The organism is Sandarakinorhabdus sp. DWP1-3-1 (assembly GCF_049896705.1).
Taxonomy (GTDB): domain Bacteria; phylum Pseudomonadota; class Alphaproteobacteria; order Sphingomonadales; family Sphingomonadaceae; genus Sandarakinorhabdus.
In genome coordinates this window covers 1-17,971 of sequence record NZ_JAFCUV010000003.1, presented here as the reverse complement: position 1 = coordinate 17,971, position 17,971 = coordinate 1, and the positions used below count along the sequence as shown (strand labels likewise).

Sequence of the window (17,971 nt, the reverse complement as noted above, 5' to 3'; positions counted from 1 at the left end):
CTTCGCCGGGATGACACGACGGTCAGAGCCCCCGCACCAGCCCCAGCACCTCCGCCGCCCGATCCCGATGGCAGATCAGCAGGTCCGGCAGCAACGGATCGGCGCGATTATAGACCAGCGGCGACCCGTCGACCCGCGACGCATGCAGCCCCGCCGCCAGCGCCACTGCCGCGGGCGCGCAATTGTCCCACTCATATTGGCCGCCGGTGTGCAGGTAGATGTCGGCCTCCCCGCGCAGCACCGCCATTGCCTTGGCACCGGCGCTGCCCATCGCCACCAGTTCGGCCCCCAGCGCCTCGGCGACGGCGATCGCCTCCTTCGCCGGCCGGGTGCGGCTGACCAGCATCCGTAACGGGCGGCTCTCGGGTTTCAGCACCGGTGGATATTGGGTGCAGAAACACGCCCCCAGCGCCGGCAAGGCCACCGCGCCCTCGCTCGCCACGCCATCGATGCTCAAGCCGACATGCACCGCCCAGTCGTCGCGGCGCTCGCCGTATTCGCGGGTGCCGTCCAGGGGGTCGACGATCCAGATGCGCCGCGACCCCAATCGCGCCGGGTCGGCGGCCTCCTCCTCGCTCAGGATCGCATCGTCCGGCCGCTCGCGACGCAGCGCGTCGAGAATAAGCCGGTTGGCGGCGCGGTCGCCTTCGTCCCCCAGCGCCTTGGCGTTGCTATCCTCATTGTCGCGCAGTGCGAGCAGCAGCTTGCCGGCTTCGGTGGCCAGGGCGCGGGCCAGGGCAGCATCGTTCAACCGATCAACCTTTCGACGATCATCCGGGCGGCGTCTTCGGCGCTCATCGCCGTCGTGTCGATGCGCAGTTCGGGGGCCTCGGGTGCCTCATAGGGGCTGTCGATGCCGGTGAAGTTCTTCAGTTCACCGGCCCGCGCCTTCCTGTACAGGCCCTTCACGTCGCGTGCCTCGGCCGCCGCCAGCGGCGTATCGACATGGATTTCCCAGAATTCACCCGGCGCCATCATGTCCCGCACCATCTGCCGTTCGGCGCGGAACGGGCTGATGAAGGCGGTGATGACGATCAGCCCGGCGTCGGTCATCAGCTTCGCCACCTCGCCGACGCGGCGGATATTCTCGATCCGGTCGGCATCGGTAAAGCCCAGGTCCTTGTTCAGGCCATGGCGGACATTGTCGCCGTCGAGCAGGAACGTGTGCCGGTTCATCCGGTGCAAGCGCTTTTCGACCAGATTGGCGATCGTCGACTTGCCGGCTCCCGACAGCCCGGTCAGCCACAGCACCGCCGCCTTCTGGTTCTTCAGCCCGGCATGCGCCTCCCGCGTCACATCGGTCGCCTGCAGGTGGATGTTCTGCGACCGGCGCAGCGCGAAATTGATCATGCCCGCCGCCACGGTGGCATTGCTCTGCCGGTCGATGAGGATGAAACCGCCCAGCTCGCGGCTGTCGACATAGGGTTCGAAGACCAAAGGCGCCGCCGTCGTCAGCGGCACGACCCCGATGGCGTTCAGTTCCAGCGTCTTGGTGGCGATATGCTCCAGCGTGTTGACGTTGATCTGGTATTTCGGCGTCTGCACCGTCGCCGCCACCGTCTGGGTGCCCAGCTTGAGCAGATAGGACCGCCCTGGCAGCAGCGCCTCGTCCGCCATCCACACCAAAGTCGCCTCGAACTGGTCGGCAACCTGGGGCGGGTCATCGGCGACGGCGATGACATTGCCCCGCGAACAATCGACCTCGTCGGCGAGCGTCAGGGTGACGGCTTCCCCTGCCACCGCATTGTCGCGATCCCCTTCGAGCGTCACGATGCGCGCGATGCTGGTCGTCCGCCCCGACGGCAGGATGCGCACCGCGTCGCCGGGTGCCACGCGGCCGCTGGCGATGGTGCCGGCAAAGCCGCGGAAATCGAGGTTGGGGCGGTTGACCCATTGCACCGGCAGGCGGAACGGCCGCGACTGGTCGGCCTCGGTGGCGACCTCGACCGCCTCCAGCCAGCCGAGCAGGGTCGGGCCCGTGTACCAGGGCGTGTTCGCCGACAGCGTCGTGATATTGTCGCCACCCAGGCCGGAGATCGGCACGGCGGCCACGTCTTCCAGCCCGATTTCGGCGGCAAAGGCCCGGTAATCGGCGACGATCGTATCGAATGCTGCCTGGTCGAAGCCGATCAGATCCATCTTGTTGACCGCCAGCACGACGTGGCGGATGCCGATCAGCTTCGCGAGGTAACTGTGCCGCCGGGTTTGCGTCAGCACGCCCTTGCGCGCATCGACCAGCACGATCGCGGCATCGGCCGTCGATGCGCCGGTGACCATATTGCGGGTATATTGCTCATGCCCCGGGCAGTCGGCGATGATGAACTTCGCCTTGTCGGTGGCGAAAAACCGGTAGGCCACATCGATGGTGATGCCCTGTTCGCGTTCGGCCGCCAGCCCGTCGACGAGCAGCGCGAAATCGATCGCCTGGCCTTGCGTGCCGACCCGCTTGCTGTCGGCCTCGAGCGCGCTCAGCTGGTCGTCAAAAATCTGCTTGGAATCGTAGAGCAGTCGGCCAATCAGCGTCGATTTTCCGTCGTCGACCGAGCCGCAGGTGATGACGCGCAGCAGCGCTTTTGCCGCCTGGCCCTTGAGATAGGCGTCGATGTCGCTGGCGATCAGCGGGTCGGGGGCAAAGCCGTCGGGCGGGGCCATCAGAAATACCCCTCCTGCTTCTTCTTCTCCATGCTCGCCGCCTGATCATGGTCAATGGCGCGGCCCTGCCGCTCCGACGTCGTCGTCAGCAGCATTTCCTGGATGACCTCGGGAAGCGTCGTCGCATTGCTTTCGACAGCGCCGCTCAGCGGGTAGCAGCCAAGCGTCCGGAACCGCACGGATTTCAGCTCCGGCACCCGCCCGTTCAGCGGAAACCGCTCGTCATCGACCATGATCAACAGACCGCCATGCTCGACGACCGGACGCGGCGCCGACAGATACAGGCCGACGATCTCGATGCCCTCCTGATGGATGTACTGCCAGATATCGAGCTCGGTCCAGTTGGAGATCGGGAACACCCGCATGCTTTCGCCGCGATTGGCGCGGGCATTGTACAGCCGCCAAAGTTCCGGCCGCTGCGCCTTGGGGTCCCAGCGGTGGTTATGGTCGCGGAAACTGAACACGCGTTCCTTGGCGCGGCTCTTTTCCTCGTCGCGCCGCGCGCCGCCAAACGCCGCGTCGAAGCCATGGTGATCGAGCGCCTGCTTCAGGCCTTGGGTCTTCCACAGGTCGGTATGGACGGCGCTGCCATGGTCGAACGGGTTGATGCCGGCGGCTTTGGCTTCCGGATTCTGCCACACCAATAGCTCCATCCCGGCATCGCGCGCCGCCTTCTCGCGCAGGCCGTACATGGCGCGAAACTTCCAGGTCGTGTCGACATGCAGCAGCGGGAAAGGCGGGGGCGCCGGATAGAAAGCCTTTTTCGCCAGGTGCAGCATCACCGCCGAATCCTTGCCGATCGAATAGAGCATCACCGGCCGCTCGGTCTCGGCGACGGTTTCGCGCAGGATATGGATGCTTTCGGCCTCGAGCCGTTGCAGATGGGTCAGCCGCACTGTCATGCCGCTGGTTGTAACAGCGGACTAGCGGAACGCGTGCGTAAAAATCTTGGGCCCGGCATGACTATTCTTCGTTCAGTCGCCGGTGAAATGCGCCGGCCGCTTGTCCAGAAATGCCGAGACAGCCTCCTTGTGATCCGCCGTTTCATGCGCCAGCGCCTGGAAGGCGGCGCTCAATTCGAGGATCTGGTCCATGCGCGCCGTCTGCGCCTCGCGCAGCAACCGCTTCGTTAACCGCAGCGCGCGGGCCGGATTGGCGGCGATCTTCTCCGCCAATGCCATCGCTTCGGGCAGCAACCGGTCGTCGGGCACCACCCGTGACACCAGGCCGATCTCCCGCGCCCGCGCCGCATCGAAGCGTTCGCCGGTGAAAAACAGCTCCGCCGCCGTCGCATAGCCGACGACCCGCGCCAGCGACCAGGCGCCGCCGTCCCCCGGCACGATGCCGACCTTGATGAAACTGCAGGCAAACAGCGCCGATTCCGCCGCGATCCGTATGTCGCACAGGCAGGCAAGATCACAGCCGAGCCCCACCGCATGGCCGTTGACCGCGGCAATTGCCGGCACTTCCAGTTCCATCATGGCGCGGGTGATGCGCTGGACGCCGCGCTTGTAGTTCGCGCGCGTACCGTCGGGCTGGTCCTGCGGGCCGATGCCGGTGCGATCCTGCATCGCCTTCAGATTGCCGCCGGCCGAGAACCCGCGGCCGGTGCCGGTCAGGATCACGCAACTGATGCCGCGATCGTCGCCCACCGCCTCGATGGCGCGCACGAAATCGTCGCAATCCTGCAGCGTGCCTATGGCATTCAGGGCATCGGGCCTGTTCATGCGCAGCACGGCAACCCGGCCAATGGTCTCGCGGAGGATGAAATCGCCCATGCTATTTCGCCGCCTTCAGATATTTGTCGAACCAGTCGATCGTCCGCTGCAGCGAGTCCGACTGGTTCTCGCGCTTGCGAAAGCCATGGCCCTCGGCCGGGTAGAACACCGTTTCCACGACATTCCCCTTGGCCTTCAGCACATCGGCAACCTCCTGCGCCTGGCCGCGAGGCACCCGGATATCGTTTTCACCCTGCAAGGTCAGCAGCGGCGCCTTGGTTGCCCGGATGAAGGTCATCGGCGATGCCGCCTCATAGACGCCCTTGAACTCGTCGGGCCGGCCCAGCAGCGACCGTTGATAGGCCTGCAGTGCGGCATCCTGGTCGCGGTACATCGTCCGCCAGTTGATGATGCCGAACAATTGCACCGCGGCGGCAAAGGCATCGGGCGCCTTGCCGATCGCCATCAGCGTCATGAAGCCGCCATAGGAGCCGCCGGTGATGCCGACGCGGGCGGCGTCCACATAGCCCGATGCCACCAGGAAATCCTTGGCGGCCAGCGTGTCCTTCAGGTCGCCGCCGCCCAGATCCTTGAAATTGGCCGCTTGAAACGCCTCGCCATAGCCGGTCGAACCACGAAAATTCGGCGCTATGACGACATAGCCGCGCGATGCCAGGGCGGCGCTGGTCCGGTTGAAACTGTCCTGCGTCTGCCCTGTCGGACCGCCATGCGGCACCACGATGGCCGGGTTGCTGCCATCCCGCTTCAGGTTGAACGGCATCGTCACAACGGCGCTGATCAACGTGCCGTCGAAGCTCTTGTATGTGACGACCTGCGATTTCGCCAGGTTGGCGGGATCGAGGCTGGCCATTGCCATCTGCGTCAGCGGGCGCGCCCGGCCCGCCGCCAGATCCGCGACCAGCAATTCGGACGGCGTATCGGCGCCGGCGTGGAGCACCAGCAGCGCCTTGCTGTCAGGCGTGAACGGCTGGACGGCGGCCGTCGCATTGAGTCCTTCGGGAAGGCCAACCGGGGTCACCGCCAGCGTCGCGACATCGACCAGCGCAAGCGAGGACCGACCATCGACATTGTCGCGCACCAGCATCCGGCGGCCGTCCGGGGACAGCGCCACGGCCTCCTGCTCCCAGGGTGTCGTTGCCAGCCAGCGCCATTTGCCGCTCGCCACGTCGAACAGGCCGGCGCGCGCCTGCCCGGTTTCGGCATTCGATGTCGCGGCGATCGTCCGGCCGTCGGCGCTGGCGCCGCTGGCGGTAATGCTCTTGCCCTTGACCGCCGACAGCAGCGTGGCCGCGCCATCGGCGACACTCACCCGCCAGACCTGTGCCTCGCTGCCACTGGTAAAGACGCGATTGGCGATCAGCGCGCGGCCGCCATCGACCCATTCGACCGGCCCCCAGCGCCATTGCGGATCCTTTTCGTCGGTCAGCAACCGCACCTTGCCCGTCGCCTTGTCGATGATGGCGAGGTTGACCTGGCCTTCGGTCTTGCGCTTGGCGCCAAAGGCCAGCCCGCCGGCGCCGGCGAGCAGCCCCTGTTCGTCGCTGTCGGGCGTGTTCGTGACATTGACGACGGCCCCGCCGCCGGTCGGCACCGCATAGATGTCGTGTAGCTCGTCGCCGCCCTTGTCCTGCCCGAAATACAGCAGCTTGCCGTCGGCCGACGCCGCCAGGTCGCCCTGGCTCTCGTCGGACTGGGTCATCTGCACCGGCCAGCTGCCGCCGGCATCGACCCGCCAGATATTCTGCCGCCCGGTAAAATTGGTGACGAGGAACAGTCGCTTGCCATCGGCGCTCCAGGTGGCCGACCCGATCGAGCGGGTCAGCACCAGGTCGGCAAGGGGAATCGGCGCCGCGGCCGCATTGGCCGAGGACACCAGTGATTTCGGGTCGGTCACCGGTCGCCGGGGTGACGGCACCGCCGCCCCCGCCGCCACCGCTGCCGCCGCCACCAGCGTCGCCGCCGCTATCGTCGTGCGTGCCATCATCCTGTCCCCTGTCGATCAGCTCTGCGTCGCCACCATGGCCGCCGCTCCTTCGCTTGCCAATCCCCGCCGATCGCGCCACCTTGGCCACAACAGGAGCCGGGAAACGGCCCATAAGCGACTGCAAAGTGTTGGGGAGAGGATGATGGCAACCGCGGCCCGCGCTGTGCCCGTTGAACGCGTCACGTCGGAACGGCTGCTGCTGTGGACGCTGCTCGTCGTCTACATCTTCAACTTCCTCGACCGCCAGATCGTCACGATCCTCGCCGAACCGATCAAGCGCGACCTCGGGCTGTCCGACACCCAGCTCGGCCTGATGACCGGCCTCGCGTTCGCGCTGTTCTATGCCCTGCTCGGCATCCCGATCGCCCGCTATGCCGACCGGCCGACGTCGAATCGTGTCGGGCTGATCTCGCTGTCGCTGGTGCTGTGGTCGGGCATGACGGCGCTGTGCGGCATGGCGCAGAACTTCACCCAGCTGCTGCTGGCCCGCGTCGGGGTCGGGGTCGGGGAGGCGGGGTGCACGCCGGCCGCCCACAGCCTGATTTCCGACATGGTGCCGCGTGAACGCCGCGCCTCGGCCATCGCCTTCTATGGCCTCGGGATTCCTATCGGCGGGCTGATCGGCATGGTGCTCGGCGGCTTCCTCGCAGACACCGTCGGCTGGCGGCAGGCTTTCCTGGTGGTCGGCCTGCCGGGGCTGCTGCTGGCGGCGTTCGTTTGGTTTGCACTGCGCGAGCCGCGCCACGGCAGCATCGCCACGGCCTTGCGCGAAGGTGCTCCCAAGGTCGAGCGCATCAGCACCCGCGCGGCCCTGGCCGAAGTCCTCGGCAGCCGTGCTTTCCTGCTGCTCGCCACCGCGGCCGGCCTCACCGCCTTCCTCAGCTATGGCAAGGGCGTCTGGGTCGCGATCCTGTTCCAGCGCACCTATGGCCTGTCGGCGGGCGAAACCGGGCTGGCTCTCGGCGTCGCGCTCGGCCTGTCGGGGGTGCTCGGCACATGGGCCGGCGGCTGGCTCGCCGATCGCTTCGGGCGGCACCATCGCCGCCACATGCTGACCGCACCGGCCATCGCCATGGCGATCGCGGCGCCGATCCTGTTCCTTGCCTACAGCGCTGCCGACTGGCGGCTGGCGCTGGCGCTGATGATCGTCACCACCGCCTTCAATGCACTCTATTATGGCCCCACCTACGCCATCGCCCAGCAGTTGGTGCGCCCCCAGGCTCGCGCCATGGCCACGGCGATCATGGTGTTCGCGCAGAACCTGATCGGCCTCGGCCTCGGCCCCCTGTTCTTTGGCATGATGTCGGATGCCTTCAAGCCGATGGCGGGCACCGAAAGCGTGCGCTGGGTGCTCTATGGCGCGGCGTGGCTCGGCCTGATCCCGGCATTCTTCTTTTGGCGGGCGTCGCTGCGACTCGCACCGGAGATGGCGGCCAAGGCCGACGATTGACCCCTGCGACGTATAATGGCACCTATCGTGTCATAAAGCGATGGGGGACATGAAGTGCACGTGCTGCGCACACCCGAGGACCGTTTCATCGGGCTGCCGGGCTATGACTTCGCGCCCCATTATGCCGACGTCGCCGATGGGGCGACAGGAAGGCCGCTCCGCATTCACTACCTCGATGAAGGCCCCGCCGATGCAGCCCCGGTGCTGCTCATGCACGGCGAGCCGAGCTGGTGCTACCTCTACCGCAATTTCATCGGGCCGCTGGTGGATGCCGGGCATCGCGTCATCGCCCCCGACCTCATCGGTTTCGGCCGGTCGGACAAGCTCGGCGCGCGGACGGATTACACCTATGAGCGCCATGTCCAGTGGATGTCGGACTGGCTGGTCGGGCTCGACCTCAACACCATAACGCTGTTCTGCCAGGATTGGGGCGGCCTCATCGGGCTGCGCCTGGTGGCGGCGTTTCCGGACCGCTTTGCCCGGCTGGTGATCGCCAACACCGGCCTGCCGACCGGCTCCGGATCATCGCCGGGCTTCGACCAATGGCTGCAGATCAGCCAGACAATCCCGAATTTCCCGGCCGGCAACATCGTCAACATGGGCACGTCCCGCGAGCTGACCGCGGCAGAGATCGCCGCCTATGACGCGCCGTTTCCCGACGAGACCTACAAGGAAGGCGCGCGGCAGTTCCCGACGCTGGTGCCGGTCACGCCCGGCCATGGCTCGGTCAGCGAAAACATCGCTGCCTGGCAGGTGCTCGAAGCCTTTGCCAAGCCGGTGCTGACCTGTTTTTCGGACAACGATCCCGTCACCAAGGGCGGCGAGGCAGCCATCATCGCGCGCATCCCCGGTGCCCGCGGGCAGGCGCACACGATCGTTCCCGGCGGTCACTTCCTCCAGGAAGACGCGGCGCCGCAACTCGCGGCGATCATCGACCAGTTCATCAAGGGGGCCTGACCGCATGCATGTCGCCAACGCCGTGATGCCCCGGCCCGAACAGGCGCAGCTGTTCTTTGCCGGCGCCGACAGCGGCCCGATGGTCATGATCAATCTGCTGAAATTCAAGGACAAGGCCGAGTATCCCGACGGTTCGGACGCGGGGCTTTCGGGGAAGGACGCCTATCTCCGCTATGGCGCCGCGGTGCAGAAATGCCTCGAGATGGTCGGCGGTCGGGCGGTATTCTCGGGCGATGTCACCGGCATCATCCTGGGCGATGTCGAGGAGCTCTGGGACATGGTGGCGCTTGCCTGGTATCCCGGCCCGCAGGCGATGCTGCAGATGGTCGGCCTGCCCGAGTACCAGGGCATCGAAGTGCATCGCTTTGCCGGTCTTGCCGGGCAGCTCAACATCCGCACCGCCCCGGGGTTGATGGCGCTATGACGATCAGCTTCGACCTGTTCTGGTCGTTCCGTTCGCCCTATTCCTATCTGCTGATGCCGCGGGTCGCCGCGCTGGTTGCCGATGGCAAGGTCGCCTGCAACGTCCGCATCGTCTACCCGATCGCGGTCCGGCAGGCGGACTTCTTCGCCAATGCCGATCCGCTGTGGGTCTTCTACCTGATGAAGGACACTTATCGCACGGCGCAGTATCTCGGCATGCCGTACCGCTGGCCCCGGCCCGATCCGGTGCTCATGGACCCGGCGACGCGGAGCTATCCCAGGGAACAGCCGCACATCCACCGGCTCAGTCATTTGGGCGTGGCAGCCGCGGAACGCGGCCGCTGCGTCGAGTTCATCACCGAAGTCAGCGCCCTGATCTGGAATGGCGCCACCGATGACTGGCACGAAGGCGACCACCTCGCCCGGGCTGCCGACCGCGCCGGACTCGACTTGGCCGAACTCGATGCCGCGATTGCCGCGGATACGGCACGCTATGTTGCCGAGATCGAGATCAATCAGGTCGACCAGCGCAAGGGTGGTCATTATGGCGTGCCCCTGATGGTTCTCGATGGCGAACCATTCTTCGGCCAGGACCGCTTCGACCAGCTCGCCTGGCGCATCGCGCAGCGAGCGGAGGGAGCGCGTTAACAGCCCTGCCTAGCCCCCGGACTGCGACGCCTGCCGGGTCTTCTCCCGCCGCCGCCAGGCCACGGCCCCGCCGACAAACAGCCCGAGCACGCCGACAACCCAGGGCATCAGGCGCAACAGGCGCGGCACCAGCAATTCATCAAGGGCATTGGCCTCGATCTGGCGCGGGGCCTGGTAGCCGGCGGGCATCGGCAGCACCTGGTCGCGCGCGGCAAAGTCGGCATAGTTGGCCTGCATCGACCGGAACACATCCGGGCGGGCAGCAGCAAGATCATGCGTCTCGCCCGGGTCGCGGACGATGTCGTACAGATGCCAGGCGCCGTCGCCATAGGGGGCGAGGTTGCGCACGAGCTTCAGATCGCCGCGAAACAGCACGGCATTGCCCGACAGTTCATAGCCGAGCGCTTCGTCGGCGGGGTGGACGCGGGTGGCGGCGCCGGTCAGCAATGGCGTTAGGTCGCGGCCCTGCATCGGTTCTACCGTGCGTCCGCCGAAACGCCCTGCCGGTGCGGCAACACCGGCAAGCGCGAGCAGGGTCGGCGCCACGTCGGTGACATGGGCAAAGCCATTGGCAACGCCGTTGCGGACCAGCGCCGGATTGCCGGGCCAGCTGATGATCAGCGGCACCCTGAGGCCACCCTCGCTGGCGGTGAACTTGTAGCCGCGCAGCGGTGACGACACCGCGCTGGCAAAGCTCGCGCCGATGGCGGTCAGGCTGCCGGGCCGGCCCTGCTGGTCGGGGTTCTGGTTGTAATAGAGCCGCGCCATCGCCGCGTTGAAGGGCTTGGCCATCGGGTCGGTCGCCTCGCCGCCGTTGTCCGACAGGAAGACGAAGACCGTATTGTCATAGGCACCAATCGCCTTCAGATGCGCGACGAGCCGGCCGATCTCCCGGTCCATCGACGTCGCCATGCCGCCATAGGCCGCCATGGCGCGGGCGCGGGCGGCACGTTCGGCGGGCGTCAGCGCCTGCCAGTCGCCGGTCGTGTCCATGGCGACCATCGCCGTTCCGGGCGGCATCACGCCCTTGGCGATGGCGCCGGCGCGGCGCTCGGCCCGCAGGCTGGTCCAGCCGGCGGCATAGCGATCCTTGTAGGCGGCGATGTCGCCGTCGGGCGCCTGTACCGGGATGTGATTGGCGAGGAAATTGATCGAGGCGAGGAACGGCTTGCCGCTGGCATTGCCGGCATCGACGTAGCGGATCATGCGGTCGACGATGAAGCGCGAGGAGTAGTAATCCTTGGGCAGGTGTGCCGGCTTGCCGTCCTCCGTCCAGGCCGCCTTGTCGTAGAGCAGCAGGTTGGGCTTTTCCTCGAAGTTGTCGGCGCCCGATTGGCCGAGGGCAAAGGCACGGTCATAGCCCATGCCGGTCGGCAGGTTGCGGGCGCGATTGCCGAGGTGCCATTTGCCGGTAAGGTAGGTGCGATAGCCGGTAGCGCGCAGCCGGTCGGCGATGGTGACGACGCGATCGTTGAGTTCGGCGCCATAGCCCGGCTTGCCGCGATGCTCGGGCGGGATGGTCTCGGGCATGTTGCCTAGCCCGGCGCGGTGGCTGCCGACCCCGGTCTGCAGCATCGCGCGGGTCGGGGCACAGCTGCCGGCGACATGGAAATTGGCGAAGCGCGTGCCCGAGGCTGCAAGTGCATCGAGGTTCGGCGTGGCGATTTCGCCACCATAGGCGCCGACGTCGGTAAAGCCCCAATCGTCGGCGACGATGAGGATGATGTTGGGGCGGGCGGGGGCGATCGGGGCGGGCACCGGAGCGGCAGCCGTCGCGAGGAACAAGGCTGCGGGAAGTGCGGCCCTGGCAGCGGACGAGCCCTTGCGCCGCGATATGGTCATGCCGTCAACGGCGCCAGGCAGCCGGCTTCCGCCAGCAGCGGCTCGAGCATCTCCCGCGCGTCCGTCGGCAGCGCCGCATAATGCCGCCGCAGTTCGGCGAGGCACTTGGCCTGATACTTGAACGTGCCCTGGGTATAGCGATGGCCCATGGCGGTGATGGTGAAGGTCTCGGCACCGGCGGCCAGCGCGGCGGCATTGGCGTCGAGGAAGGGGAAGTAAACCTCGCCGATGATGCGGAGCAGCGCCGGAACCACCGGCGCCATCACGGCGCCGGGCGCGTCCCAGTCGCCCTCGATGCCGCTCATGTCGTCGATGTGGAGCAGCCAGCGGAAGGTATAGGGATAGTCGGCGCGCAGCATCGACTCCGGCGTCGGATCGACGCCGAGTTGCGAAATCTGGCCATAGAGCCCGAATTCGGCGAGCGACGGCCGGCTGCCGAACAGGCAATGGCGTTCGGTGACATGCACCTCCAGCGCCGCCATCACGGCGCGGGTCGATGCCTCGATGAGCGGGAAGTTGGCCTCGGTGCAGCCGACGATCGCCATGCGGCCGACCTGGCGGGCGCGAAAGGCTTCGGCGGCGGCCTGCGACCGGTCGAGCCCGCCGCCCTTCATCTGGTCATAGGCCAGCCAGCGGCTCATCTGGACCTGGTCGACCTCGCGCAGCCAACGGTAGCCGAACATCGCCTTGGTCAGCCATTCGTCGGCAAAATCCTCGATCAACGCGGCGATGAAGGCGAGGGCCGGATCGGGCGGGACGATGCCGCGCTCGGCATGGCGCGTCTCGAGGTCGAGGATGACCGGCGTCGAATCATTGTGAAAGCTGCCATCGGGATATTCGAGCACCGGGATCACCGGCGCCTTCACCTTCGACCCGGCAATCGTCATCGCTTCTGGACCGTGCACCCAGGCGTGCGGCAGCCGCCGATAGCGCAGCACGGCGCGCAGCTTCATCGAATAGGGCGAGCCGAGCGCACCATAGAGCCGGTACATCAAAAGCCTCCGCTGCTGGCGAGCGCACCCATGCGTCCGGCAATGGCGTGGAACTCGGCGACGGTCTCGTCGATGATCTGCCTTGCGGTCTTCACCTCGTTGATCAGCCCGGCGGTCTGGCCGGCGAGACCGACCGCCGCCTCCATGTCGCCGCCGAAATACAGCTCGAGGATGCGCCTGAAGGTGTCGGGCGGCATTAGGCCGCTTTCGTGCATGGCTGCAGTGCGTGTCGTCTTCAGCGCCCGGATGCAGGGGCTGGCTTTCTTGTTGAGCACATAGGTGCCGGTCTCGCGGGCATCGATGATCGCTTGCTTGTAGTTGACGTGGACCGGGCTTTCGGCGGCCGACACGAAGCGGGTTCCCATCTGCACGGCCTCGGCGCCGAGCGCGAAGGCGGCTGACATGCCCTTGCCGTCGCAGATGCCGCCGGCGGCGATGAGCGGGACATCGGTAGCGCGACGAATGGCCTGGAGCAGCACCAGCGTCGAAACTTCCTCGGGGTTCTTGAAGCCGCCGCCCTCGGCGCCTTCGACAACCAGGCCGTCGATGCCGGCCTCGACGCATTTGCGCGCCGCGTCGACGGTGGGGACCGCGTGATAGACGGTAATGCCGGCCGCCTTCAGCGGGGCGAGGAACTTGGCCGGGCTGCCGGCCGATGTGGTGACGAACTTGACGCCGCTTTCGCAGATGAAGCGCAGGATGGCGTCGTCCTTCAGGAACAGGATCGGCAGGTTCACCCCGAACGGCGCGTCGGTCAGGTCCTTCATCTTCAGGATCTCGGCCTGGCAATTGGCGGTTTCACCCGACGATGTCTCGATGATGCCGAGGCCGCCGGCATTGCAGACGGCACTGGCCAGCTGCGCGCGGGCGATCCAGCCCATCGGCGCCTGGACGATCGGATAGCGGGCACCGGTGTGGGCGAGAACGCGGTTCATCAGAGCAGTTTCCTTGTGGTGATCGACGTGCTGCCGGCCGGCAGGTCAATCATCATGCCATCTTCCCCGATCGTAATCGGCCCTGAAAAATGCTTGGCCGCATCGCCGAGAAAAGCCGGATAGGCAAAGGCCAGCGGCAGTGGCGGCACGATATGGTTGAGGACGAGCGCGCCGGCGCCTGCCGCCTTTGCCGCGTCGGCGGCCTGTTCGGGGCTGGCGTGATAGTCGAGGATGTCGCGGGTGATCTGGGCGGTGTTGGCCTGGCCCGTCCTGGCCAGCGCCTCGGTCAGGATCTTGACCAGTCTGGGCTGCAGCGCCTCGTGGACGAGCAGGTCGGTGCCCCTGGCGGCGCGGACCAGCGACGGCGAGACGGCGGTGTCGCCACTGATGACGACGGAGCGGCCCTTGTAGTCGAAGCGATAGCCGACGGCCGGCTGGACGGGCGCGTGATCGACCGGGAAGGCGGTGATCCTGACGCCATCGGCATTGAGAACGACCACCGGCAGACCGGCGATGGCAAAGGGCAGGGCCGTACCACCGGCGCCCGACGGCGGCATGATCTTGGTGCCGTGATGGGCGGTGCGATAGCCATTGTCCTGGGCATAGGCGGCATTGAAGCCGGCGACGATGCGCTCGACGCCCGGGGGCCCGTGGATCGGCAACGGGCTGGTGTTCGACCGCCCCGACCAGCGCAGCAGCATCAGCGGGCCGAGGCCGTCGATATGGTCCGAATGGAAATGCGTGAGGAACAGCCCTTCTATGCGGCCGATGGGCAGGCCGAGCTGGTTCAGCTTGCGAGTGCCGCCCTCGCCGGCATCGATCGCATAGATGTGGTTGCCGGCGATGACGATGGTGCAAGGGCCGGCGCGGGTCGGATCGGGGAGCGGCGAGCCGCTGCCGCAGATGATGACATGCAGGCCGTCGGGGAGCCCGGCTGTGACGTCGCGGCCGACGCGTTCGCTGGCGATGCGGGCCAGCGCCATCTCGCCGAGCTGGCGCTGGAAGACCTTGGCGCCGACCCCTGCCACCAGCGCCAGTGCAGCGACGCCCAACGCCAGCTTGCCGATGATTCGCATGCGTCCACCCCACTTTCCACGATGATGCGCGCCAAATATGGCACTTTCAATGCCGAAATATTGCCATGCGCCGGGGAAGCGCCTAGGCTCTCTCAAAATCGGGGAGACAAGGTCGTGCGGAATGTCATGCGGGCCGTCATCGGGCTGGTCGGCCTCTTCAACGTCACGATTGGCCTCGCCTTTCTGGTCGTACCGCAAAAACTCGCTGCCGCCTTCTTCCTGTCGCCGATCGGCAGCCAGGGCATGGCGACATTGCGCGCCGATTTTCCCGGCTTCTTCATCGGCGCATCGGTGTTCGCGCTGGTCGGCGCCTGGCGCGGCGAGGCGCGGCCGCTGCTGGTACCGCTGCTGATGCTGGGCATTGCCCTGTTCGGCCGGGTGATCTCGATCCTCGTCGATGGCATGGCGCCGACTGCGATCCAGCCGATGACGGTGGAGGCGGTGATGATCGGGCTTCTGCTGCTCGCCTACCGGCGCTTTTCGGCACGCTGATTTGCCGCCATGCTCGGCGGATAGGGGACGCACATGAGAACCTGGGCCAAGGTCCTGCTCGGCACCACCGCGGCGCTGGCCGTCGGCGTCGTCGCGTCGCGCGACTATATCAAGCTGCACATGGCCGGCTGGATGGCGGGGCCGACGGCACCCAACCATGCCATCACCTGGAACCAGGGGCCCGCGACGGCACCCGCAGGCCAGCGGCCGCCCAACATCATCCTGATCATGGCCGATGATCTCGGCTACAACGACATCAGCCTGACCGGTACCGGCGCCGGCGGCGTGGCGACACCGAACATCGATGCCATCGGCCATGATGGCGTGGTGTTCAGCAACGGCTATGCCGGCAACGCCACCTGCGCACCGTCACGCGCTGCGCTGATGACCGGCCGCTATCCGACGCGCTTCGGGTATGAATTCACGCCCACCGACACGCGGTTGCCGGCCTGGTTCCCGACCAGCCTGTTCCGCCCCGACGCGATGTTCGCCCGAACCATCGCCGAGTTCCCGAGCACGTCGGAGCACAAGGCGATTTTCGACGAGGAGGCGGCTCGCCGGGCCGCGCAGCCCGGCGCCAAGGGCGTGCCTGCCAGCGAGATCACCATCGCCGAACAGCTGAAATCGCGCGGCTATCACACGCTCCACCTCGGCAAATGGCATCTCGGGGAGGCCAAGGGCATGCGGCCGGAGGACCAGGGCTTCGACGAATCACTGGGCTTCATCATCGGCGGCCAGAAGTTCCTGCCCGACGACGACCCCAACGTCGTCAATTCGAAGCAGGATTTCGACCCGATCGACAAGTTCCTGTGGGCGAACCTGCCGTTCAGCGTGCAGTACAACGGCAGCCCGCGCTTTGCGCCCGACAAGTACATGACCGATTACCTGACCGACCAGGCGGTGACGACGATCAAGGCGAACCGCAACCGGCCCTTCTTCCTGTATCTCGCCTACAACGCACCCCACACGCCGCTGCAGGCGCTGAAGGCCGATTACGACGCGCTGTCACAGATCAAGGATCATCGCCTGCGGGTCTATGCGGCGATGATCCGGTCCGTTGATCGCGGCGTCGGCCGGGTGATGGCCGAGCTGAAACGCCAGGGCCTCGACGACAACACGCTGGTCATCTTCACCTCCGACAACGGTGGCGCCAACTACATCGGCCTGCCCGACATCAACCGGCCGTATCGCGGCTGGAAGGCGACTTTCTATGAAGGCGGCACCCATGTGCCGTTCATGATGCGCTGGCCGGGACGGATCGCGCCGGGTTCGACCTATCGCGAGATGATCAGCCATTTCGATATCTATGCAACCGCCTCGGCCGCGGCCGGTGCGCCGTTGCCGCTTGATCGCCGGGTCGACGGTGTCGACGTGCTGCCTTTTGTCGAGGGCAAGGCTAGCGGCGCGCCGCACCAAGCGTTGTTCTGGCGCAGCGGGCGCTACCGTGTCGTCCGCGACGGCAACTGGAAACTTCAATCGCTCGACCTGCCGCGGCAGGACCTGCTGTACGATCTCGCGGCGGATCCGACCGAGCGGACGGATGTGGCGGCCGCGCATCCCGCCGTCGTCTCGGCGCTGCAGGCCAGGCTCAAGGCCCATGATGCGCAGCAGCAGCCGCCCGCCTGGCAATCGCTGATCCGCAGCCCGATCGCTATCGACAGGCCGCTCGGCGCCACGCCGAAACCCGGTGAACCCTATATCTATTGGTCGAATTGAAAGAAGTGTTTACTTTGGCTTCGATGAACAGCGCCATGCCTTCGACCGACGGTCGCCGTCGTCGATCCGAACAGAGTCGTGACCGTATTGTCGGCGCGATGCTGTCGCTGATCGAGGACGGCGCGATTTCGCCGAGTGCCGAGGATGTTGCAGCGCGCGCGCAGGTCGGGCTGCGCAGTGTCTTCCGGCACTTCAAGGACATGGAAAGCCTTTATGCCGAGATGACCATCCAGCTCGGGCAGTTCTACATGGCGGCGCTGGCTCCGTTCGAATCGGTCGACTGGCGGCCGCAACTGTTCGAGGCGATCGAGCGGCGGGTAGACATCTATGAACGCCTGCTGCCGTTCAAGCGCGCCGCGGACGCGCATCGCCACGAATCACCGACGATCCAGGCCTATCACGAGCGCGCCGTGACCCTGCTCAGGGCCCGGCTTCAGGCGCTGATGCCGCCACATCTCGTCGACAACGCCATCGCCTTCGAAACGCTCGACCTGATCCTGAGCCTCGATACCTGGGCGCGGCTGCGCTTCGAACAAAGGCTGCCGGCCGAGACGGCACGAACTATCATCCTCGCGCAGGTCGGCGTGCTGGTGGACTGATCGCCGGCGCGCACCTTTACGGCGCCAGTTCTAAAATGCCGCCGAAATGCTATTCTCGACAACGGACGTGCCATTTGCAGTGGCAATTCCGCAACACCATTGCAATCATTCCGGCAAATGCTGCAATGCAGCTATACAAGGCCGGCAACTCCACCCTAGGCTGTGCGGCACTGTACGGATCAATGCCCCCACGGCCCCGTTGCCATGCGAGAGGTAAGACCGACGGATGGGAGAGGAACATTCAACCCCCAAAGAGAGGGAAATGTTCCATGCGTCATATCTTCATCAGCGCGGCGATCCTTGCCGGCGCCGTGACTTCGCCCGCGCTCGCCGCCGATGAGCCCACCCCGGCGCTCAAGGTTTCGGGCAGTGTTGCCCTGGTTTCCGACTACCGCTTTCGCGGCGTGTCGCAGTCGAACAACGGCCTTGCCGTGCAGGGCGGCCTGACGCTCAACCATGAATCGGG

Annotated in this window: 17 protein-coding genes; 8 read left to right on the top strand and 9 right to left on the bottom strand. The window is 66.4% G+C overall.

The genetic code is table 11. From position 1 onward, the window contains the following. Positions 1-22: 22 nt before the first annotated feature. The 5 genes from ACP7AI_RS13765 to ACP7AI_RS13745 all read right to left on the bottom strand — a co-directional run bounded on the left by ACP7AI_RS13765 (position 23) and on the right by ACP7AI_RS13745 (position 6,375). Positions 23-751, bottom strand: a complete 729-nt coding sequence (locus ACP7AI_RS13765; protein WP_426168418.1) for a 3'(2'),5'-bisphosphate nucleotidase CysQ — start codon at positions 749-751, stop codon at positions 23-25. Further along, on the bottom strand, positions 748-2,652 hold the full coding sequence (gene cysN / locus ACP7AI_RS13760; RefSeq protein WP_426168416.1) for a sulfate adenylyltransferase subunit CysN: 1,905 nt from the start codon (positions 2,650-2,652) through the stop codon (positions 748-750). The genes ACP7AI_RS13765 and cysN overlap by 4 nt, the downstream gene beginning before the upstream one ends. Then, complete coding sequence (gene cysD / locus ACP7AI_RS13755) at positions 2,652-3,554, bottom strand: sulfate adenylyltransferase subunit CysD (protein ID WP_426168413.1); 903 nt, start codon at positions 3,552-3,554, stop codon at positions 2,652-2,654. Before cysD ends, cysN begins: the two co-directional genes overlap by 1 nt. A gap of 72 nt (positions 3,555-3,626) precedes the next feature. Then, the gene (locus ACP7AI_RS13750) at positions 3,627-4,430 is read right to left on the bottom strand and encodes a crotonase/enoyl-CoA hydratase family protein (RefSeq protein ID WP_426168411.1); all 804 of its coding nucleotides are present in this window, start codon (positions 4,428-4,430) and stop codon (positions 3,627-3,629) included. A gap of 1 nt (position 4,431) precedes the next feature. Continuing rightward, the gene (locus ACP7AI_RS13745; RefSeq protein ID WP_426168408.1) at positions 4,432-6,375 is read right to left on the bottom strand and encodes a S9 family peptidase; all 1,944 of its coding nucleotides are present in this window, start codon (positions 6,373-6,375) and stop codon (positions 4,432-4,434) included. Between the two features lie 142 nt (positions 6,376-6,517). Here ACP7AI_RS13745 and ACP7AI_RS13740 point away from each other — a divergent pair, with 142 nt between their 5' ends. From ACP7AI_RS13740 to ACP7AI_RS13725, 4 genes are read left to right on the top strand one after another with little or no spacing between them, the layout of a single operon-like run. After that, a complete protein-coding gene (locus ACP7AI_RS13740) occupies positions 6,518-7,825 on the top strand; it encodes a spinster family MFS transporter (RefSeq protein WP_426168405.1) in 1,308 nt (435 codons plus the stop codon). A 60-nt stretch (positions 7,826-7,885) separates the two neighbouring features. Further along, a complete protein-coding gene (locus ACP7AI_RS13735; protein ID WP_426168402.1) occupies positions 7,886-8,782 on the top strand; it encodes a haloalkane dehalogenase in 897 nt (298 codons plus the stop codon). Positions 8,783-8,786: 4 nt separating this feature from the next. Beyond that, complete coding sequence (locus ACP7AI_RS13730; RefSeq protein ID WP_426168400.1) at positions 8,787-9,206, top strand: DUF1330 domain-containing protein; 420 nt, start codon at positions 8,787-8,789, stop codon at positions 9,204-9,206. Next, positions 9,203-9,853, top strand: a complete 651-nt coding sequence (locus tag ACP7AI_RS13725) for a 2-hydroxychromene-2-carboxylate isomerase (RefSeq protein WP_426168398.1) — start codon at positions 9,203-9,205, stop codon at positions 9,851-9,853. The genes ACP7AI_RS13730 and ACP7AI_RS13725 overlap by 4 nt, the downstream gene beginning before the upstream one ends. 9 nt (positions 9,854-9,862) lie before the next feature. On the opposite strand, the gene ACP7AI_RS13720 is transcribed toward ACP7AI_RS13725, so the two are convergent. From ACP7AI_RS13720 to ACP7AI_RS13705, 4 genes are all read right to left on the bottom strand, one after another. Next, the gene (locus ACP7AI_RS13720) at positions 9,863-11,611 is read right to left on the bottom strand and encodes an arylsulfatase (protein ID WP_426168396.1); all 1,749 of its coding nucleotides are present in this window, start codon (positions 11,609-11,611) and stop codon (positions 9,863-9,865) included. Positions 11,612-11,691: 80 nt separating this feature from the next. Beyond that, the gene (locus ACP7AI_RS13715) at positions 11,692-12,687 is read right to left on the bottom strand and encodes a glutathione S-transferase N-terminal domain-containing protein (RefSeq protein WP_426168393.1); all 996 of its coding nucleotides are present in this window, start codon (positions 12,685-12,687) and stop codon (positions 11,692-11,694) included. Then, a complete protein-coding gene (locus ACP7AI_RS13710) occupies positions 12,687-13,622 on the bottom strand; it encodes an NAD(P)H-dependent flavin oxidoreductase (RefSeq protein ID WP_426168391.1) in 936 nt (311 codons plus the stop codon). The genes ACP7AI_RS13715 and ACP7AI_RS13710 overlap by 1 nt, the downstream gene beginning before the upstream one ends. Continuing rightward, positions 13,622-14,698, bottom strand: coding sequence for an MBL fold metallo-hydrolase (locus ACP7AI_RS13705; RefSeq protein WP_426168388.1), 1,077 nt, complete (start codon positions 14,696-14,698; stop codon positions 13,622-13,624). The genes ACP7AI_RS13710 and ACP7AI_RS13705 overlap by 1 nt, the downstream gene beginning before the upstream one ends. A gap of 114 nt (positions 14,699-14,812) precedes the next feature. Here ACP7AI_RS13705 and ACP7AI_RS13700 point away from each other — a divergent pair, with 114 nt between their 5' ends. The 4 genes from ACP7AI_RS13700 to ACP7AI_RS13685 form a co-directional block, all read left to right on the top strand. Continuing rightward, positions 14,813-15,190 (top strand): DUF4345 family protein, encoded by a 378-nt coding sequence (locus tag ACP7AI_RS13700; RefSeq protein WP_426168385.1) that lies wholly within the window; start codon positions 14,813-14,815, stop codon positions 15,188-15,190. Positions 15,191-15,223: 33 nt separating this feature from the next. Continuing rightward, a complete protein-coding gene (locus tag ACP7AI_RS13695; protein WP_426168382.1) occupies positions 15,224-16,906 on the top strand; it encodes a sulfatase-like hydrolase/transferase in 1,683 nt (560 codons plus the stop codon). Positions 16,907-16,941: 35 nt separating this feature from the next. Continuing rightward, positions 16,942-17,505: a TetR/AcrR family transcriptional regulator gene (locus tag ACP7AI_RS13690; RefSeq protein ID WP_426168379.1), complete on the top strand. Its 564-nt coding sequence runs from the start codon at positions 16,942-16,944 to the stop codon at positions 17,503-17,505. A gap of 269 nt (positions 17,506-17,774) precedes the next feature. Then, positions 17,775-17,971: TorF family putative porin (locus ACP7AI_RS13685; RefSeq protein WP_426168376.1), on the top strand; the 197-nt coding region annotated here is incomplete at its 3' end.